The sequence below is a fragment of the Metabacillus indicus genome, from assembly GCF_046603695.1.
Taxonomy (GTDB): domain Bacteria; phylum Bacillota; class Bacilli; order Bacillales; family Bacillaceae; genus Bacillus_P; species Bacillus_P indicus.
Genome location: NZ_CP176757.1, coordinates 96,536 through 111,808 on the forward strand (window position 1 = coordinate 96,536; position 15,273 = coordinate 111,808).

Annotated in this window: 4 protein-coding genes, 9 tRNA genes and 6 rRNA genes; all 19 read left to right on the top strand. The window is 49.8% G+C overall.

Translation table 11 applies throughout. From position 1 onward, the window contains the following. Positions 1–13: 13 nt before the first annotated feature. The 19 genes from dusB to ACK1LH_RS00595 all read left to right on the top strand — a co-directional run bounded on the left by dusB (position 14) and on the right by ACK1LH_RS00595 (position 15,273). A complete protein-coding gene (gene dusB / locus ACK1LH_RS00505; protein WP_029286120.1) occupies positions 14–1,015 on the top strand; it encodes a tRNA dihydrouridine synthase DusB in 1,002 nt (333 codons plus the stop codon). Between the two features lie 109 nt (positions 1,016–1,124). Beyond that, the gene (gene lysS / locus ACK1LH_RS00510; RefSeq protein ID WP_029286122.1) at positions 1,125–2,624 is read left to right on the top strand and encodes a lysine--tRNA ligase; all 1,500 of its coding nucleotides are present in this window, start codon (positions 1,125–1,127) and stop codon (positions 2,622–2,624) included. Positions 2,625–2,912: 288 nt separating this feature from the next. After that, positions 2,913–4,450: ribosomal RNA gene (locus ACK1LH_RS00515) — 16S ribosomal RNA — on the top strand. 203 nt (positions 4,451–4,653) lie between these two features. Continuing rightward, positions 4,654–7,584, top strand: a 23S ribosomal RNA gene (locus tag ACK1LH_RS00520). A 90-nt stretch (positions 7,585–7,674) separates the two neighbouring features. Continuing rightward, positions 7,675–7,790: ribosomal RNA gene (gene rrf / locus ACK1LH_RS00525) — 5S ribosomal RNA — on the top strand. Positions 7,791–7,822: 32 nt separating this feature from the next. Continuing rightward, positions 7,823–7,898: transfer RNA gene (locus ACK1LH_RS00530), tRNA-Val, on the top strand. Positions 7,899–7,927: 29 nt separating this feature from the next. Next, positions 7,928–8,003, top strand: a tRNA-Thr gene (locus ACK1LH_RS00535). A gap of 17 nt (positions 8,004–8,020) precedes the next feature. Then, positions 8,021–8,096 (top strand) — tRNA-Lys (locus ACK1LH_RS00540). 14 nt (positions 8,097–8,110) lie between these two features. Continuing rightward, positions 8,111–8,191 (top strand) — tRNA-Leu (locus ACK1LH_RS00545). Positions 8,192–8,198: 7 nt separating this feature from the next. After that, positions 8,199–8,270, top strand: a tRNA-Gly gene (locus ACK1LH_RS00550). Between the two features lie 10 nt (positions 8,271–8,280). After that, positions 8,281–8,369, top strand: a tRNA-Leu gene (locus ACK1LH_RS00555). A 15-nt stretch (positions 8,370–8,384) separates the two neighbouring features. Beyond that, a tRNA-Arg gene (locus ACK1LH_RS00560) sits at positions 8,385–8,461 on the top strand. Between the two features lie 5 nt (positions 8,462–8,466). Next, positions 8,467–8,543: transfer RNA gene (locus ACK1LH_RS00565), tRNA-Pro, on the top strand. Between the two features lie 15 nt (positions 8,544–8,558). Continuing rightward, positions 8,559–8,634, top strand: a tRNA-Ala gene (locus tag ACK1LH_RS00570). Between the two features lie 159 nt (positions 8,635–8,793). Next, positions 8,794–10,331: ribosomal RNA gene (locus ACK1LH_RS00575) — 16S ribosomal RNA — on the top strand. A gap of 203 nt (positions 10,332–10,534) precedes the next feature. Further along, positions 10,535–13,465 (top strand): 23S ribosomal RNA (locus ACK1LH_RS00580). A 90-nt stretch (positions 13,466–13,555) separates the two neighbouring features. Beyond that, positions 13,556–13,671: ribosomal RNA gene (gene rrf, locus ACK1LH_RS00585) — 5S ribosomal RNA — on the top strand. Together the 16S, 23S and 5S rRNA genes with 9 tRNA genes alongside form the textbook arrangement of a ribosomal RNA operon. Before the next feature lie 579 nt (positions 13,672–14,250). Continuing rightward, positions 14,251–14,712, top strand: coding sequence for a CtsR family transcriptional regulator (locus ACK1LH_RS00590; protein ID WP_029282894.1), 462 nt, complete (start codon positions 14,251–14,253; stop codon positions 14,710–14,712). Between the two features lie 15 nt (positions 14,713–14,727). After that, positions 14,728–15,273 (top strand): UvrB/UvrC motif-containing protein, encoded by a 546-nt coding sequence (locus ACK1LH_RS00595; protein ID WP_029282892.1) that lies wholly within the window; start codon positions 14,728–14,730, stop codon positions 15,271–15,273.

Genomic DNA, 15,273 nt, shown 5'->3' on the forward strand with positions numbered 1-15,273 from the left:
AGGAGGTAACCCGATGTTTAATATCGGCGATATCCAATTGAAAAACCGCGTTGTCCTTGCGCCTATGGCCGGAGTCTGCAACTCGGCATTCCGCCTTACGGTGAAGGAATTCGGAGCGGGACTTGTCTGCGCTGAAATGGTCAGTGATAAAGCCATCCTTCTTAACAACGCAAGAACGATGGACATGCTCTACATTGATGAGCGTGAAAAGCCGCTCAGCCTCCAGATCTTCGGAGGAGAAAAAGAAACACTTGTAGAAGCTGCCAAGTTCGTTGATAAAAACACTACGGCCGATATCATTGATATCAATATGGGCTGTCCTGTTCCGAAAATCACAAAATGTGATGCAGGGGCTAGGTGGCTGCTTGATCCGGATAAAATCTATGACATGGTTTCTGCCGTTACAGATGCAGTAGATAAACCGGTTACCGTGAAAATGCGCATTGGATGGGACGACCAGCATATCTTTGCTGTCAAGAATGCGCAGGCTGTAGAAAAAGCCGGAGGCAAGGCAGTAGCTGTTCACGGGCGTACAAGAGTTCAAATGTATGAAGGAACGGCAGATTGGGCTATCATTAAAGAAGTAAAAGAATCTGTCGGCATTCCGGTTATTGGGAACGGGGATGTAGAAACACCTCAGGATGCCCAGAGAATGCTTGATGAAACAGGTGTTGACGGCGTGATGATCGGCCGTGCCGCACTGGGGAACCCCTGGATGATTTACCGTACGGTTCACTATCTTGAAACGGGTGAACTGATCAGCGAACCTTCAGTACGCGAAAAAATGGATGTATGCAAACTGCATCTCGACCGTCTGGTTGCCCTTAAAGGCGAAAAAACAGCTGTCAGAGAAATGAGGAAGCATGCTGCATGGTACTTGAAAGGAATCAGAGGGCATGCCATTGTAAGAAATGCCGTAAATACGACAGAAACAAGAGACGAGATTGTGAACCTGCTTGATGAATTTACATTGCAGGCAGAATCGAAAGAACAAAGCAGCATACAGGCAGGCTGAACTGCCTTTCCCCGCAGCGATTGCACACTGCCAGTTTGAACTGGCAGTTTTTCTGCATTCGCCGCTATAATTGACTAACAAGCCTTATAGAGGACAGGAGCTGATTTTTTTGAGTAATGAAGAATTGACACATGAAGAATTAAATGACCAGCTGAAAGTAAGACGGGAAAAGCTGAGTGTACTGCGTGAGAAGGGTCTCGATCCGTTTGGAAAACGTTTTGAGCGTACTGGATACACAGCACAGCTCGTTCGCGAATACGGCGAAATTTCTAAAGAAGACCTTGAGGAAAGATCTATTTCTGTCACGCTGGCAGGAAGAATCATGACAAAACGCGGCAAAGGAAAAGCTGGATTTGCCCACGTTAAGGACATTGAAGGTCAGATTCAGATTTATGTGCGCAAGGATGCAGTCGGTGATGAGCAGTATGAATTGTTCAACACAGCTGACCTTGGAGACATTGTCGGTGTTACAGGCGTTATGTTTAAAACGAAAGTCGGCGAGCTTTCCATTAAGGCTACAAGCTTTGAGCTTTTAACTAAGTCTCTTCGTCCGCTTCCTGATAAATTCCATGGCTTAAAAGACATTGAACAGCGCTACCGCCAGCGTTATCTCGACCTCATCATGAATGATGAAAGCAAAAGCACGTTCATTGCACGCAGTAAAATTATTCAATCTATGCGCCGCTACCTTGACCAAAACGGCTACCTTGAAGTTGAGACGCCAACGATGCACACCATTGCAGGCGGAGCTTCAGCACGTCCGTTCGTGACACATCACAATGCTCTTGATATGCAGCTTTACATGCGGATTGCAATTGAGCTTCACCTTAAGAGACTAATAGTGGGCGGCCTTGAAAAGGTATATGAGATTGGCCGTGTTTACAGAAACGAAGGAATCTCTACCCGTCATAATCCTGAGTTCACAATGATTGAACTTTATGAGGCTTATGCAGACTACAAAGATATCATGTCTTTGACAGAAAACCTGATTGCCCATATTGCCAAAGAAGTAACAGGCTCTACAAAAATCACATACGGTGAACATGAAATCGATCTTCAGCCGGAGTGGAAGAGACTTCACATGGTTGATGCGATCAAAGAGCGCACCGGTGTAGATTTCTGGGCTGAAATGTCAGTGGAAGATGCAAGAGCGCATGCGGCTGAGCATGACGTGGAAATCAACAAAAACATGACGGTCGGCCATATCATCAATGAATTCTTTGAGCAAAAAGTGGAAGAGCATCTGATTGAGCCTACTTTTATCTATGGCCACCCGGTTGAAATTTCGCCTCTTGCCAAGAAGAACGATGAAGACCCTCGTTTTACAGACAGATTTGAATTGTTCATCGTTGCCCGTGAGCATGCAAATGCATTTACTGAGCTGAATGATCCTATTGATCAAAAAGAACGCTTTGAAGCGCAGCTGCAGGAAAGAGAACAAGGAAATGACGAAGCGCACATGATGGATGAAGACTTTATTGAAGCACTGGAGTATGGAATGCCTCCAACAGGCGGTCTTGGGATTGGAATTGACCGTGTAGTCATGCTTCTGACAAACTCCGCTTCTATTAGGGACGTCCTTCTGTTCCCTCATATGAGACACCGTTAAATACACATGAAAACCTCCGCTGTTTCGGCGGAGGTTTTTTATTTTTATTTTTTATAAAAAAAGCCTTGCTTAATAGTGTCTGCGGTGATATATTATTAAACGTTGCCGCAAAAAACGGCGACGGCGAGAAATAAAAAAAGTGAAAAGAGTGCTTGACTTAATAACTGAGATTTGATATTATTATAAAGCTGCTCTTGAAGCAAATGATCTTTGAAAACTAAACAAAACCAAAAGCGTACCAAACGTTTTAAATTTTTTAAGTCAGCAACATTTATGAGTCACAAATTTTCTTCGGAGAGTTTGATCCTGGCTCAGGACGAACGCTGGCGGCGTGCCTAATACATGCAAGTCGAGCGGACCTCTTCGGAGGTCAGCGGCGGACGGGTGAGTAACACGTGGGCAACCTGCCTGTAAGACTGGGATAACTCCGGGAAACCGGAGCTAATACCGGATACTATGTCAAACCGCATGGTTTGACATTCAAAGACGGTTTCGGCTGTCACTTACAGATGGGCCCGCGGCGCATTAGCTAGTTGGTGAGGTAATGGCTCACCAAGGCGACGATGCGTAGCCGACCTGAGAGGGTGATCGGCCACACTGGGACTGAGACACGGCCCAGACTCCTACGGGAGGCAGCAGTAGGGAATCTTCCGCAATGGACGAAAGTCTGACGGAGCAACGCCGCGTGAGTGATGAAGGTTTTCGGATCGTAAAACTCTGTTGTCAGGGAAGAACAAGTGCCGGAGTAACTGCCGGCACCTTGACGGTACCTGACCAGAAAGCCACGGCTAACTACGTGCCAGCAGCCGCGGTAATACGTAGGTGGCAAGCGTTGTCCGGAATTATTGGGCGTAAAGCGCGCGCAGGCGGTTTCTTAAGTCTGATGTGAAAGCCCCCGGCTCAACCGGGGAGGGTCATTGGAAACTGGGAAACTTGAGTGCAGAAGAGGAGAGTGGAATTCCACGTGTAGCGGTGAAATGCGTAGAGATGTGGAGGAACACCAGTGGCGAAGGCGACTCTCTGGTCTGTAACTGACGCTGAGGCGCGAAAGCGTGGGGAGCGAACAGGATTAGATACCCTGGTAGTCCACGCCGTAAACGATGAGTGCTAAGTGTTAGAGGGTTTCCGCCCTTTAGTGCTGCAGCTAACGCATTAAGCACTCCGCCTGGGGAGTACGGTCGCAAGACTGAAACTCAAAGGAATTGACGGGGGCCCGCACAAGCGGTGGAGCATGTGGTTTAATTCGAAGCAACGCGAAGAACCTTACCAGGTCTTGACATCCTTTGCCACTTCTAGAGATAGAAGGTTCCCCTTCGGGGGACAAAGTGACAGGTGGTGCATGGTTGTCGTCAGCTCGTGTCGTGAGATGTTGGGTTAAGTCCCGCAACGAGCGCAACCCTTGATCTTAGTTGCCAGCATTCAGTTGGGCACTCTAAGGTGACTGCCGGTGACAAACCGGAGGAAGGTGGGGATGACGTCAAATCATCATGCCCCTTATGACCTGGGCTACACACGTGCTACAATGGATGGTACAAAGGGCTGCGAGACCGCGAGGTTTAGCCAATCCCATAAAACCATTCTCAGTTCGGATTGCAGGCTGCAACTCGCCTGCATGAAGCTGGAATCGCTAGTAATCGCGGATCAGCATGCCGCGGTGAATACGTTCCCGGGCCTTGTACACACCGCCCGTCACACCACGAGAGTTTGCAACACCCGAAGTCGGTGGGGTAACCGCAAGGAGCCAGCCGCCTAAGGTGGGGTAGATGATTGGGGTGAAGTCGTAACAAGGTAGCCGTATCGGAAGGTGCGGCTGGATCACCTCCTTTCTAAGGATATGAGGTCGCTTTTGGTTTTTGTTTAGTTTTGAGAGATCATTCTCTCTATATGAAAGAAGGCGATCATTTCTGATCTGCCGGTTGTTCTTTGAAAACTGGATAACGTAATTGATAACAAGTAATTCACTGAGATTTACGCTTACCATAGTGATTTTCTTAGACTTTACAGTCTAAACAAACGATTGACCAATTTTGGTTAAGTTATGAAGGGCGCACGGTGGATGCCTTGGCACTAGGAGCCGATGAAGGACGGGACTAACACCGATATGCTTTGGGGAGCTGTAAGTAAGCTTTGATCCAGAGATTTCCGAATGGGGAAACCCACTGTTCGTAATGGAACAGTATCTTTACCTGAATACATAGGGTACTGAAGGCAGACCCGGGGAACTGAAACATCTAAGTACCCGGAGGAAGAGAAAGCAAATGCGATTTCCCAAGTAGCGGCGAGCGAAACGGAATCAGCCCAAACCAAGAGGCTTGCCTCTTGGGGTTGTAGGACACTCTATACGGAGTTACAAAGGAACGGGGTAGATGAAGCGGCCTGGAAAGGCCTGTCATAGAAGGTAAAAACCCTGTAGTCGAAACTTCGTTCCCTCCAGAGTGGATCCTGAGTACGGCGGGACACGTGAAATCCCGTCGGAATCCGGGAGGACCATCTCCCAAGGCTAAATACTACCTAGTGACCGATAGTGAACCAGTACCGTGAGGGAAAGGTGAAAAGCACCCCGGAAGGGGAGTGAAAAGATCCTGAAACCGTGTGCTTACAAGTAGTCAGAGCCCGTTAACGGGTGATGGCGTGCCTTTTGTAGAATGAACCGGCGAGTTACGATCCCGTGCAAGGTTAAGTTGATGAGACGGAGCCGCAGCGAAAGCGAGTCTGAATAGGGCGAATTAGTACGTGGTCGTAGACCCGAAACCAGGTGATCTACCCATGTCCAGGGTGAAGTTCAGGTAACACTGAATGGAGGCCCGAACCCACGCACGTTGAAAAGTGCGGGGATGAGGTGTGGGTAGCGGAGAAATTCCAATCGAACTTGGAGATAGCTGGTTCTCTCCGAAATAGCTTTAGGGCTAGCCTCGAGTATGAGAGTCTTGGAGGTAGAGCACTGATTGGACTAGGGGCCCTCATCGGGTTACCGAATTCAGTCAAACTCCGAATGCCAAAGACTTGCTCCTCGGGAGTCAGACTGCGAGTGATAAGATCCGTAGTCAAGAGGGAAACAGCCCAGACCGCCAGCTAAGGTCCCAAAGTATACGTTAAGTGGAAAAGGATGTGGAGTTGCTTAGACAACCAGGATGTTGGCTTAGAAGCAGCCACCATTTAAAGAGTGCGTAATAGCTCACTGGTCGAGTGACTCTGCGCCGAAAATGTACCGGGGCTAAACGTATCACCGAAGCTGCGGACTGTTCTTACGAACAGTGGTAGGAGAGCGTTCTAAGGGCGTCGAAGCCAGACCGGAAGGACTGGTGGAGCGCTTAGAAGTGAGAATGCCGGTATGAGTAGCGAAAGAGGGGTGAGAATCCCCTCCACCGAATGCCTAAGGTTTCCTGAGGAAGGCTCGTCCGCTCAGGGTTAGTCGGGACCTAAGCCGAGGCCGAAAGGCGTAGGCGATGGACAACAGGTTGATATTCCTGTACCACCTCCTCACCATTTGAGCAATGGGGGGACGCAGGAGGATAGGGCAAGCGCGCTGTTGGATATGCGCGTCCAAGCAGTTAGGCCGGGAAGTAGGCAAATCCGCTTCCCATATAAGGCTGAGCTGTGATGGCGAGGGAAATTTAGTACCGAAGTTCCTGATTCCACACTGCCAAGAAAAGCCTCTAGCGAGGTGAGAGGTGCCCGTACCGCAAACCGACACAGGTAGGCGAGGAGAGAATCCTAAGGTGAGCGAGAGAACTCTCGTTAAGGAACTCGGCAAAATGACCCCGTAACTTCGGGAGAAGGGGTGCTTTTTAGGGTGAATAGCCCTGAAAAGCCGCAGTGAATAGGCCCAGGCGACTGTTTAGCAAAAACACAGGTCTCTGCGAAGCCGCAAGGCGAAGTATAGGGGCTGACGCCTGCCCGGTGCTGGAAGGTTAAGGGGAGAGGTTAGCGCAAGCGAAGCTTTGAACCGAAGCCCCAGTAAACGGCGGCCGTAACTATAACGGTCCTAAGGTAGCGAAATTCCTTGTCGGGTAAGTTCCGACCCGCACGAAAGGCGTAACGATCTGGGCACTGTCTCAACGAGAGACTCGGTGAAATTATAGTACCTGTGAAGATGCAGGTTACCCGCGACAGGACGGAAAGACCCCGTGGAGCTTTACTGCAGCCTGATATTGAATTTTGGTACAGCTTGTACAGGATAGGTAGGAGCCTTGGAAGCCGGAGCGCAAGCTTCGGTGGAGGCATTGGTGGGATACTACCCTTGCTGTATTGAAATTCTAACCCGCAGCCCTTACCGGGCTGGGAGACAGTGTCAGGCGGGCAGTTTGACTGGGGCGGTCGCCTCCTAAAATGTAACGGAGGCGCCCAAAGGTTCCCTCAGAATGGTTGGAAATCATTCGCAGAGTGTAAAGGCACAAGGGAGCTTGACTGCGAGACCTACAAGTCGAGCAGGGACGAAAGTCGGGCTTAGTGATCCGGTGGTTCCGCATGGAAGGGCCATCGCTCAACGGATAAAAGCTACCCCGGGGATAACAGGCTTATCTCCCCCAAGAGTCCACATCGACGGGGAGGTTTGGCACCTCGATGTCGGCTCATCGCATCCTGGGGCTGTAGTCGGTCCCAAGGGTTGGGCTGTTCGCCCATTAAAGCGGTACGCGAGCTGGGTTCAGAACGTCGTGAGACAGTTCGGTCCCTATCCGTCGTGGGCGCAGGAAATTTGAGAGGAGCTGTCCTTAGTACGAGAGGACCGGGATGGACGCACCGCTGGTGTACCAGTTGTCTTGCCAAAGGCATCGCTGGGTAGCTATGTGCGGAAGGGATAAGTGCTGAAAGCATCTAAGCATGAAGCCCCCCTCAAGATGAGATTTCCCATCACATTTGTGAGTAAGAACCCTGAAAGATGATCAGGTTGATAGGTCTGAGGTGGAAGCGCGGTGACGTGTGGAGCTGACAGATACTAATCGTTCGAGGACTTAACCACAGTCTAACTAAGCGTAAGTTGCACGTGAATCTTGTTATCAAACGTTACTCAGTTTTGAAAGAATAACACTTTCAACAAAAATGCATATTGTCTGGTGATGATGGCAAAGAGGTCACACCCGTTCCCATGCCGAACACGGAAGTTAAGCTCTTTAGCGCCGATGGTAGTTGGGGGTTTCCCCCTGTGAGAGTAGGACGTTGCCAGGCTGTATGTTTATAAGAGCACGCAAGTGCTGTATGGAGGATTAGCTCAGCTGGGAGAGCATCTGCCTTACAAGCAGAGGGTCGGCGGTTCGAGCCCGTCATCCTCCACCATATGATTTTAGGACATGCTTTTTATAAATGCCGGTGTAGCTCAATTGGTAGAGCAACTGACTTGTAATCAGTAGGTTGGGGGTTCAAGTCCTCTCGCCGGCACCACTAGGTTTGTTATATATGTGCCATTAGCTCAGTCGGTAGAGCATCTGACTTTTAATCAGAGGGTCGAAGGTTCGAGTCCTTCATGGCACACCATTTTTCCTTAATATGCGGGTGTGGCGGAATTGGCAGACGCGCTAGACTTAGGATCTAGTGTCTTTGACGTGGGGGTTCGAGTCCCTTCACCCGCATGATATTGCGGAAGTAGTTCAGTGGTAGAACACCACCTTGCCAAGGTGGGGGTCGCGGGTTCGAATCCCGTCTTCCGCTCTTTGAATAAGCCGGGGTGGCGGAACTGGCAGACGCACAGGACTTAAAATCCTGCGGTAGGTGACTACCGTACCGGTTCGATTCCGGTCCTCGGCACCACACACATTTTTATATGCGCCCGTAGCTCAATTGGATAGAGCGTTTGACTACGGATCAAAAGGTTATGGGTTCGACTCCTATCGGGCGCGCCATATTACGGGAAGTAGCTCAGCTTGGTAGAGCACTTGGTTTGGGACCAAGGGGTCGCAGGTTCGAATCCTGTCTTCCCGACCATTTCCATTTTTATTCGGGGCCTTAGCTCAGCTGGGAGAGCGCCTGCCTTGCACGCAGGAGGTCAGCGGTTCGATCCCGCTAGGCTCCACCAATTAATTTTAAAAAAGTTGTTGACTTAACCAGTCGGCAATGGTATGATTTAAAAGTTGCTCAACTGGGCAGCAAATGATCTTTGAAAACTAAACAAAACCAAAAGCGTACCAAACGTTTTAAATTTTTTAAGTCAGCAACATTTATGAGTCACAAATTTTCTTCGGAGAGTTTGATCCTGGCTCAGGACGAACGCTGGCGGCGTGCCTAATACATGCAAGTCGAGCGGACCTCTTCGGAGGTCAGCGGCGGACGGGTGAGTAACACGTGGGCAACCTGCCTGTAAGACTGGGATAACTCCGGGAAACCGGAGCTAATACCGGATACTATGTCAAACCGCATGGTTTGACATTCAAAGACGGTTTCGGCTGTCACTTACAGATGGGCCCGCGGCGCATTAGCTAGTTGGTGAGGTAATGGCTCACCAAGGCGACGATGCGTAGCCGACCTGAGAGGGTGATCGGCCACACTGGGACTGAGACACGGCCCAGACTCCTACGGGAGGCAGCAGTAGGGAATCTTCCGCAATGGACGAAAGTCTGACGGAGCAACGCCGCGTGAGTGATGAAGGTTTTCGGATCGTAAAACTCTGTTGTCAGGGAAGAACAAGTGCCGGAGTAACTGCCGGCACCTTGACGGTACCTGACCAGAAAGCCACGGCTAACTACGTGCCAGCAGCCGCGGTAATACGTAGGTGGCAAGCGTTGTCCGGAATTATTGGGCGTAAAGCGCGCGCAGGCGGTTTCTTAAGTCTGATGTGAAAGCCCCCGGCTCAACCGGGGAGGGTCATTGGAAACTGGGAAACTTGAGTGCAGAAGAGGAGAGTGGAATTCCACGTGTAGCGGTGAAATGCGTAGAGATGTGGAGGAACACCAGTGGCGAAGGCGACTCTCTGGTCTGTAACTGACGCTGAGGCGCGAAAGCGTGGGGAGCGAACAGGATTAGATACCCTGGTAGTCCACGCCGTAAACGATGAGTGCTAAGTGTTAGAGGGTTTCCGCCCTTTAGTGCTGCAGCTAACGCATTAAGCACTCCGCCTGGGGAGTACGGTCGCAAGACTGAAACTCAAAGGAATTGACGGGGGCCCGCACAAGCGGTGGAGCATGTGGTTTAATTCGAAGCAACGCGAAGAACCTTACCAGGTCTTGACATCCTTTGCCACTTCTAGAGATAGAAGGTTCCCCTTCGGGGGACAAAGTGACAGGTGGTGCATGGTTGTCGTCAGCTCGTGTCGTGAGATGTTGGGTTAAGTCCCGCAACGAGCGCAACCCTTGATCTTAGTTGCCAGCATTCAGTTGGGCACTCTAAGGTGACTGCCGGTGACAAACCGGAGGAAGGTGGGGATGACGTCAAATCATCATGCCCCTTATGACCTGGGCTACACACGTGCTACAATGGATGGTACAAAGGGCTGCGAGACCGCGAGGTTTAGCCAATCCCATAAAACCATTCTCAGTTCGGATTGCAGGCTGCAACTCGCCTGCATGAAGCTGGAATCGCTAGTAATCGCGGATCAGCATGCCGCGGTGAATACGTTCCCGGGCCTTGTACACACCGCCCGTCACACCACGAGAGTTTGCAACACCCGAAGTCGGTGGGGTAACCGCAAGGAGCCAGCCGCCTAAGGTGGGGTAGATGATTGGGGTGAAGTCGTAACAAGGTAGCCGTATCGGAAGGTGCGGCTGGATCACCTCCTTTCTAAGGATATGAGGTCGCTTTTGGTTTTTGTTTAGTTTTGAGAGATCATTCTCTCTATATGAAAGAAGGCGATCATTTCTGATCTGCCGGTTGTTCTTTGAAAACTGGATAACGTAATTGATAACAAGTAATTCACTGAGATTTACGCTTACCATAGTGATTTTCTTAGACTTTACAGTCTAAACAAACGATTGACCAATTTTGGTTAAGTTATGAAGGGCGCACGGTGGATGCCTTGGCACTAGGAGCCGATGAAGGACGGGACTAACACCGATATGCTTTGGGGAGCTGTAAGTAAGCTTTGATCCAGAGATTTCCGAATGGGGAAACCCACTGTTCGTAATGGAACAGTATCTTTACCTGAATACATAGGGTACTGAAGGCAGACCCGGGGAACTGAAACATCTAAGTACCCGGAGGAAGAGAAAGCAAATGCGATTTCCCAAGTAGCGGCGAGCGAAACGGAATCAGCCCAAACCAAGAGGCTTGCCTCTTGGGGTTGTAGGACACTCTATACGGAGTTACAAAGGAACGGGGTAGATGAAGCGGCCTGGAAAGGCCTGTCATAGAAGGTAAAAACCCTGTAGTCGAAACTTCGTTCCCTCCAGAGTGGATCCTGAGTACGGCGGGACACGTGAAATCCCGTCGGAATCCGGGAGGACCATCTCCCAAGGCTAAATACTACCTAGTGACCGATAGTGAACCAGTACCGTGAGGGAAAGGTGAAAAGCACCCCGGAAGGGGAGTGAAAAGATCCTGAAACCGTGTGCTTACAAGTAGTCAGAGCCCGTTAACGGGTGATGGCGTGCCTTTTGTAGAATGAACCGGCGAGTTACGATCCCGTGCAAGGTTAAGTTGATGAGACGGAGCCGCAGCGAAAGCGAGTCTGAATAGGGCGAATTAGTACGTGGTCGTAGACCCGAAACCAGGTGATCTACCCATGTCCAGGGTGAAGTTCAGGTAACACTGAATGGAGGCCCGAACCCACGCACGTTGAAAAGTGCGGGGATGAGGTGTGGGTAGCGGAGAAATTCCAATCGAACTTGGAGATAGCTGGTTCTCTCCGAAATAGCTTTAGGGCTAGCCTCGAGTATGAGAGTCTTGGAGGTAGAGCACTGATTGGACTAGGGGCCCTCATCGGGTTACCGAATTCAGTCAAACTCCGAATGCCAAAGACTTGCTCCTCGGGAGTCAGACTGCGAGTGATAAGATCCGTAGTCAAGAGGGAAACAGCCCAGACCGCCAGCTAAGGTCCCAAAGTATACGTTAAGTGGAAAAGGATGTGGAGTTGCTTAGACAACCAGGATGTTGGCTTAGAAGCAGCCACCATTTAAAGAGTGCGTAATAGCTCACTGGTCGAGTGACTCTGCGCCGAAAATGTACCGGGGCTAAACGTATCACCGAAGCTGCGGACTGTTCTTACGAACAGTGGTAGGAGAGCGTTCTAAGGGCGTCGAAGCCAGACCGGAAGGACTGGTGGAGCGCTTAGAAGTGAGAATGCCGGTATGAGTAGCGAAAGAGGGGTGAGAATCCCCTCCACCGAATGCCTAAGGTTTCCTGAGGAAGGCTCGTCCGCTCAGGGTTAGTCGGGACCTAAGCCGAGGCCGAAAGGCGTAGGCGATGGACAACAGGTTGATATTCCTGTACCACCTCCTCACCATTTGAGCAATGGGGGGACGCAGGAGGATAGGGCAAGCGCGCTGTTGGATATGCGCGTCCAAGCAGTTAGGCCGGGAAGTAGGCAAATCCGCTTCCCATATAAGGCTGAGCTGTGATGGCGAGGGAAATTTAGTACCGAAGTTCCTGATTCCACACTGCCAAGAAAAGCCTCTAGCGAGGTGAGAGGTGCCCGTACCGCAAACCGACACAGGTAGGCGAGGAGAGAATCCTAAGGTGAGCGAGAGAACTCTCGTTAAGGAACTCGGCAAAATGACCCCGTAACTTCGGGAGAAGGGGTGCTTTTTAGGGTGAATAGCCCTGAAAAGCCGCAGTGAATAGGCCCAGGCGACTGTTTAGCAAAAACACAGGTCTCTGCGAAGCCGCAAGGCGAAGTATAGGGGCTGACGCCTGCCCGGTGCTGGAAGGTTAAGGGGAGAGGTTAGCGCAAGCGAAGCTTTGAACCGAAGCCCCAGTAAACGGCGGCCGTAACTATAACGGTCCTAAGGTAGCGAAATTCCTTGTCGGGTAAGTTCCGACCCGCACGAAAGGCGTAACGATCTGGGCACTGTCTCAACGAGAGACTCGGTGAAATTATAGTACCTGTGAAGATGCAGGTTACCCGCGACAGGACGGAAAGACCCCGTGGAGCTTTACTGCAGCCTGATATTGAATTTTGGTACAGCTTGTACAGGATAGGTAGGAGCCTTGGAAGCCGGAGCGCAAGCTTCGGTGGAGGCATTGGTGGGATACTACCCTTGCTGTATTGAAATTCTAACCCGCAGCCCTTACCGGGCTGGGAGACAGTGTCAGGCGGGCAGTTTGACTGGGGCGGTCGCCTCCTAAAATGTAACGGAGGCGCCCAAAGGTTCCCTCAGAATGGTTGGAAATCATTCGCAGAGTGTAAAGGCACAAGGGAGCTTGACTGCGAGACCTACAAGTCGAGCAGGGACGAAAGTCGGGCTTAGTGATCCGGTGGTTCCGCATGGAAGGGCCATCGCTCAACGGATAAAAGCTACCCCGGGGATAACAGGCTTATCTCCCCCAAGAGTCCACATCGACGGGGAGGTTTGGCACCTCGATGTCGGCTCATCGCATCCTGGGGCTGTAGTCGGTCCCAAGGGTTGGGCTGTTCGCCCATTAAAGCGGTACGCGAGCTGGGTTCAGAACGTCGTGAGACAGTTCGGTCCCTATCCGTCGTGGGCGCAGGAAATTTGAGAGGAGCTGTCCTTAGTACGAGAGGACCGGGATGGACGCACCGCTGGTGTACCAGTTGTCTTGCCAAAGGCATCGCTGGGTAGCTATGTGCGGAAGGGATAAGTGCTGAAAGCATCTAAGCATGAAGCCCCCCTCAAGATGAGATTTCCCATCACATTTGTGAGTAAGAACCCTGAAAGATGATCAGGTTGATAGGTCTGAGGTGGAAGCGCGGTGACGTGTGGAGCTGACAGATACTAATCGTTCGAGGACTTAACCACAGTCTAACTAAGCGTAAATTGCACGTGAATCTTGTTATCAAACGTTACTCAGTTTTGAAAGAATAACTCTTTCAACAAAAATGCATATTGTCTGGTGATGATGGCAAAGAGGTCACACCCGTTCCCATGCCGAACACGGAAGTTAAGCTCTTTAGCGCCGATGGTAGTTGGGGGTTTCCCCCTGTGAGAGTAGGACGTTGCCAGGCACGCAGAAAAAAGGACAGCAGAGATGCTGTCTTTTTTGTTGTTCTGAAGGAATGCAGGATTAATTAGTGCAAACAAATGGGGAATCGTACCCTGTGAAACTGTAAAACGATATCAGAGGGTAAGCAAATGCCCGAATCGTACCCTCCCAAACTGTAAATCGATATCCGAGGGTAAGCAAACTCTCAAAACATACCCTTCAAAACCGCAAAACAATTACAGAGCAGGCATGCATGTGAATACCATAGCAATTCCCGCTGGAAACTTATCCTTCTAACGAATTGCCCCTTGCCGCATACTTTTTATTCTTGCACAGAAAAGCTGCGTTTAATGGATCCCGGTCAGAAAAACAGCTCATCATTACCGATTCCTGACGTATACATAAAGTATTATCCTTCCTCCACCTTCCCTTAATTACTCTTCCCAATTAAAATAATGCGGCAAATTCTGTTTAAAAACGTTTCACTGCCGTTAATAATGGAAATAGATAGATGAGCAGTTATGAGTTGAAAAAAAGGTTCGTTCGTTTTATATTAGTGTTAAAGTCAAATATAGTCAAAGTCAAGTTAGGGGGAGGCGGAGTGCGTAACATCTCGGATGTCATTGAACAGTATTTGAAGCAGGTGCTTACGACTAGCGGCAAGGAGATCGTCGAAATCAAAAGAAGCGAAATTGCGGATAAGTTTCAGTGTGTGCCTTCACAGATCAATTATGTCATCAATACCCGTTTTACGATTGAAAGAGGATATATCGTAGAGAGCAAAAGGGGAGGCGGCGGCTACATTCGGATCATTAAGGTGAAATCGAATGATGCTGCGCATTTAATTGATCAGATTATGGGCATTATTGACAGGCGGATCTCGCAGTCATCTGCTGAAGATCTCATTTTAAGGCTTGTAAGTGAAGATGTGATTTCAGAACGGGAAGCAAAGATCATGCTGAGTGTGATTGACAGATCCGTTTTATATATTGAACTGCCGCACAGGGATGAATTGCGGGCAAGAATGATAAAGGCCATGCTGACTTCCTTGAAATATCGATGAGAGCAGGTGACAGACTTGATATGCCAGGAATGCAATGAGAGACCGGCAACATTTCATTTTACGAAGGTTGTAAACGGGGAAAAAACTGAGGTTCATATTTGTGATAAGTGTGCGCAGAACAACAGTTCCATGTTCATTGACACCAGCACGGGATTTTCTATTAATAACTTGCTGGCAGGCCTTTTGAACATGAATACATCCGTTTCCGAGTCAAAGCAGGATGTTTTTAAAAAAAATGAAGTTCTGCAGTGTCCCGGCTGCGAGATGACGTTCCAGCAGTTTACAAAAGTGGGGCGGTTTGGATGTTCCGAGTGCTACCGGACGTTTAAAGATCAAATTAACCCGATTTTAAGAAGAGTTCACAGCGGCAATACGGTGCATGCGGGAAAGATTCCAGAGCGAATTGGCGGTAGCATTCACATCCGCAAACGAATAGAGTTATTAAAACAGAATCTAAAAGAACAAATTCAGCAGGAAGAGTTTGAAAAGGCTGCTGAAATTAGGGATGAGATCCGTTCGCTTGAACTTTCGTTAAAAAGTTCCAGAGGGGGTGAATCCTGA